The organism is Sinomonas sp. G460-2 (assembly GCF_047759905.1).
Classification (GTDB): domain Bacteria; phylum Actinomycetota; class Actinomycetes; order Actinomycetales; family Micrococcaceae; genus Sinomonas.
This window is the reverse complement of sequence record NZ_JBKZWT010000325.1, coordinates 1-3,949: the sequence shown is the minus strand read 5'-3', so window position 1 is coordinate 3,949 and position 3,949 is coordinate 1. Positions and strand designations below refer to the sequence as shown.

Genomic DNA, 3,949 nt, shown 5'->3' with positions numbered 1-3,949 from the left:
GCGACAAACGCCTCGCCGCGGCGCCCCAGAGAACGGAGCGCACGGGCGCGGAGGATGAGGAGCGCCGCGGAGAGGTCGTCGCGGTTGGTAAGGCCCTCGGTCCAGGACACAACGTCCGCGGGCTTGCCGAGGATCTCGGCGAGCCGGCACGCGGCGAGCGAGGCCGGGAGCGACGGCGGGAGCGGCCGGAGCGCGGCGAGGGCGTCACGCGGGTGGCCAATCTCCCGCAGGCTGTGCGCGAGGGCGAGGCACACGGCCTCCTCGCTGAACAGGACCTCGACGCTCACACCCTCGGACACTTCGACCCCCTGCCGCCACGCGCTCAGGTAGTCGGCCGCGAACTGGGAGGCGGCGAGCTCGTTCTGGCCCGCGAGCCCGCGCCGGAGCAGCTCGGCGGCCTGCGCGTGCTGGTGCGCGCGGTAGGCGATGAGGCCGGCCATGACGTAGCAGAGCCCGGACCAGCCGGGGTACGAGCGGGCCAGCACCACGAGGCGCTCGGGCTCGCGGGCGCGGAAGACGGCGTCGTAGACGCTGCGTTCGACCCTCGCCGGGAAGCGGCGGAGGCGGGGCGCGGCGGCCTCGCGGCCGAAGCGACCAAAGGGCCCAGGAACAGGCGAGGACACCCGCACGCCGCGGAACGGCGTGAGGTCGCGCGGGTCGTGGAACGCGCGCTGGCGGTCCACCTCGCCGGAAGCCATGGGCTCCATGCTAACGAAGCCCAGTGACGGGTCGGCGGGCCGATCGAGGCCGATTGGCCGGTCGAGGTCGGCGGGCCGGTCGAGGCCGATTGGCCGGTCGAGGCTCATCGGTTCGCGAAATAGATCCATGCGCTGATGACCCAGACCGTCGCCGCCGTGGCGGCGAAACCGAACTCCACGAGGAGGCCAAGCCCCGCGGCCTTGAGCACGGCCACCGAGGACGATGCGGCCGCCCGAAGGTCCCGGGTCCGTACCCACTCGCTCACCAGAAGGCCCAACGCGAAGCCCACGAAGAGGCCCACGATCGGCGCGAAGAACAGGCCCACGATCGCGACGACAACGGCGAAGACGATCGAGCCATTCGGGACCTTGCGCGCCGCGATGCGCCGGCCGGTCAACACGAAGGAGACCGCCATGCCGGCCGCGAACAGGACGCTTCCGATCGCGAACACCATCCAGCCGCCCACACCCGCGCCGCCGAACAGGGCCCATTCGAGCAGCGCGAGAATGCCGAGGATGCTGCCCGGGAGCACCGGGACCACAGTGCCGGCCACGGCGACGGCGAGGGCGAGGCCGGTCAGCAGGGCGGCGAGGGCAGGTCCATCCACGGGAGCCAAGCCTAGCTGGACTCGCGAGTGGGCCGCGAGAGCGGACGTTTCCCACGAGAGTGCACCGATCTCACGAGAGCGGACGTTTCCCACGAGAGTGCACCGATCTCACGAGAGCGGTCGCTTCCCACGAGAGTGCACCGATCCCACGAGAGCGGTCGCTTCCCACGGGAGCGGACCGATCTCACGAGAGTGCACCGAAGCTGCGAGGGCGCACGTTTCGCGGCGTGGAAACCTTCGCCCCCGCGGGAAACCTCCGCCCCCGCGGAAACCTCCGCCTCCGCGGGAAACCTGCGCCCCCGCGGGAAACCTGCGCCCCCGCGAGGAACGTGCGCCGTCGAGCCGGCTGCCCCGACTACTCCCCCGGCCGGACTGCCGCCGCGACGGCTGCCGTCACGGCCGGGCCGACGCGGGGATCGAGGGGGCTCGGGACGATGTAGTCGGCGGAGAGCTTGTCCTCGGCGAGCTCGGCGATCGCGCGGGCCGCGGCGAGCTTCATCGCGGGCGTGATCCGGCGCGCCCCGGCGTCGAGCGCGCCGCGGAAGATCCCGGGGAACGCGAGGACGTTGTTGATCTGGTTCGGGAAGTCGCTGCGCCCGGTGGCGACGACCGCCGCGTGCCGCCGCGCGACGTCGGGCGCCACCTCGGGGTCAGGGTTGGACAGCGCGAAGACGATCGAGCCCTCGGCCATCGCGGCGATGTGCTCCTCAGGGACGGTCGACGAGGAGACGCCGATGAACACGTCCGCGCCGGCGAGCGCCTCGGCGGTCCCGCCGGCGACGCCGCGGGGGTTGGTGCGCTCGGCGAACTCGGCCTTCATTCCGGTGAGGTCGCCACGGCCGGTGTGGAGGGAGCCCTTCGAGTCGAGCAGCACGATGTCGGTCACGCCCGCGGTGAGCAGGATCTCCGCGACCGCGATGCCCGCCGCGCCAGCGCCGGCGATGACGACACGCAGCCCCGCGAGCTCCTTGCCCACGACCTTCGCGGCGTTCGTGAGGGCGGCGAGGGCCACGACGGCGGTGCCGTGCTGGTCGTCGTGCATGACGGGCATGTCGAGGGCCTCGATGAGGCGGGCCTCGAGCTCGAAGCAGCGCGGCGCGGCGATGTCCTCGAGGTTCACGGCGCCGAAGCTCGGGGCGATCCGCACAAGGGTCTCGATGATCTCGTCCACGTCCGTCGTGTTCAGCACGATCGGGATCGAGTCGAGCCCGGCGAACGTCTTGAACAGGGCGCTCTTGCCCTCCATGACGGGCAGCGACGCGCTCGGGCCGATGTTGCCGAGCCCGAGCACGGCCGTCCCGTCCGAGACGACCGCGACGAGGCGGGACGCCCACGTGTGCGTGCGGGCAAGCGCGGGGTCCGCGGCGATCGCGCGGCTCACCTGCGCGACCCCGGGGGTGTACGCGATCGAGAGGTCCCGCTTGCTCGCGAGCGGACGAACGACCCCGACCGAGAGCTTGCCGCCCTCGTGCGCCGCGAAGATCTCCTCATCGGAGATGGGCTGGGCCTGGGTGGGCTGGGCGTGGGTGGGCCGGGCCTGGGTGGGCTCGGTCTGGGTGGCAGGGGCGGGTGAGTGCTTCACGGCAGTGGTCTCCTGGATCGTTCCGCCGGCGCCAACGGCCGACGGCGGGCGTCGGCGCGCGCAGGATCGCTGACCCTGCGCTTCGTCGGGCAGGGAGGCGATCCGTCGCGTCGGCGACAAGGGGTCCGGGGGTCCGCGCCGGATGCGGCGCTTCCGGGAGGCCTGCCTGCGCGAGGATGTCCGCACGGCTGGGGCCCCGGGGAAATGAGGTACGGCCATCATACGCGGACTAGACCGGGCCTCCTCAATTCAGAGGCGATCAGGGACCAGAGAGGCGCCTCCAGACTCTCCGGACCCAGACCGGTCTAGGCCATTCCGAGAGCCCGGCGAGGCGCCCCGAAGAGCGGTCGAAGATTTTCCCGGTGATTCTCCAGGCCGTGTCGATCCGTTGCTGCCCCGTTCGACCTGAGATAGACAGGGTCGGAAGGCGGCCCCCGAATCTAGGAGATTGATATGGCCAAGTACATGCTCATCATGCGAGCCACGGACGAATCCCTCGCGACCATGATGGCCACCCCGTTCGACGAGATGCTTGAGACCGTGGGCCGCTTCAACGATGAGCTCATCAAGGCGGGCGTGCTCGTCGCGGCCGAGGGTCTCGACGACCCGTCCCAGGGGGTCGTGGTCGACTTCAGCGGAGAGACGCCGGTGGTCACCGACGGCCCCTACGGTGAGACCAAGGAACTGTTCGGCGGCTTCTACCTCCTCGAGGTCGCGTCGCAGGAGGAGGCCGTCGAGTGGGCCAAGCGCATGCCTGCCATGGCGGGGAGCAAGTGCGAGATCCGCCGCGTCCCGGGCATCGACGAGTTCCCGCAGGACAACGAGTGGGTGGTCAAGGAGCGGGCGTGGCGCGAGCGGACCGGCCAGCTCTGAGCCCGGGCAACCCCGCCGTCGAGGCCGTGTGGCGGATCGAGTCCGCGCGCATCGTCGGGGCCTTGGCCCGCTACACGGGCAACTTCGAGCTCGCCGAGGACGTCGCCCAAGAGGCCCTCGCCGAGGCGCTCGTGGCGTGGGCGCGCGACGGCGAGCCAGCCAATCCTGTGGGCTGGCTCCTTGCCGCG

At 71.6% G+C, this 3,949-nt stretch carries 5 protein-coding genes; 2 read left to right on the top strand and 3 right to left on the bottom strand.

Annotated elements, in window-relative coordinates:
• The 3 genes from ACLN58_RS19055 to ACLN58_RS19045 all read right to left on the bottom strand — a co-directional run.
• The coding region (locus tag ACLN58_RS19055; protein WP_415856810.1) for a hypothetical protein at positions 1 to 698 on the bottom strand (698 nt) is incomplete at its 3' end.
• A 104-nt stretch (positions 699 to 802) separates the two neighbouring features.
• Complete coding sequence (locus ACLN58_RS19050) at positions 803 to 1,306, bottom strand: DUF456 domain-containing protein (protein ID WP_415856809.1); 504 nt, start codon at positions 1,304 to 1,306, stop codon at positions 803 to 805.
• 355 nt (positions 1,307 to 1,661) lie between these two features.
• Positions 1,662 to 2,804, bottom strand: coding sequence for an NAD(P)-dependent malic enzyme (locus tag ACLN58_RS19045; protein WP_415856811.1), 1,143 nt, complete (start codon positions 2,802 to 2,804; stop codon positions 1,662 to 1,664).
• Between the two features lie 537 nt (positions 2,805 to 3,341).
• Here ACLN58_RS19045 and ACLN58_RS19040 point away from each other — a divergent pair.
• Positions 3,342 to 3,761 (top strand): YciI family protein, encoded by a 420-nt coding sequence (locus tag ACLN58_RS19040; RefSeq protein ID WP_415856808.1) that lies wholly within the window; start codon positions 3,342 to 3,344, stop codon positions 3,759 to 3,761.
• Positions 3,734 to 3,949: sigma factor (locus tag ACLN58_RS19035; protein ID WP_415856807.1), on the top strand; the 216-nt coding region annotated here is incomplete at its 3' end. The genes ACLN58_RS19040 and ACLN58_RS19035, both read left to right, overlap by 28 nt.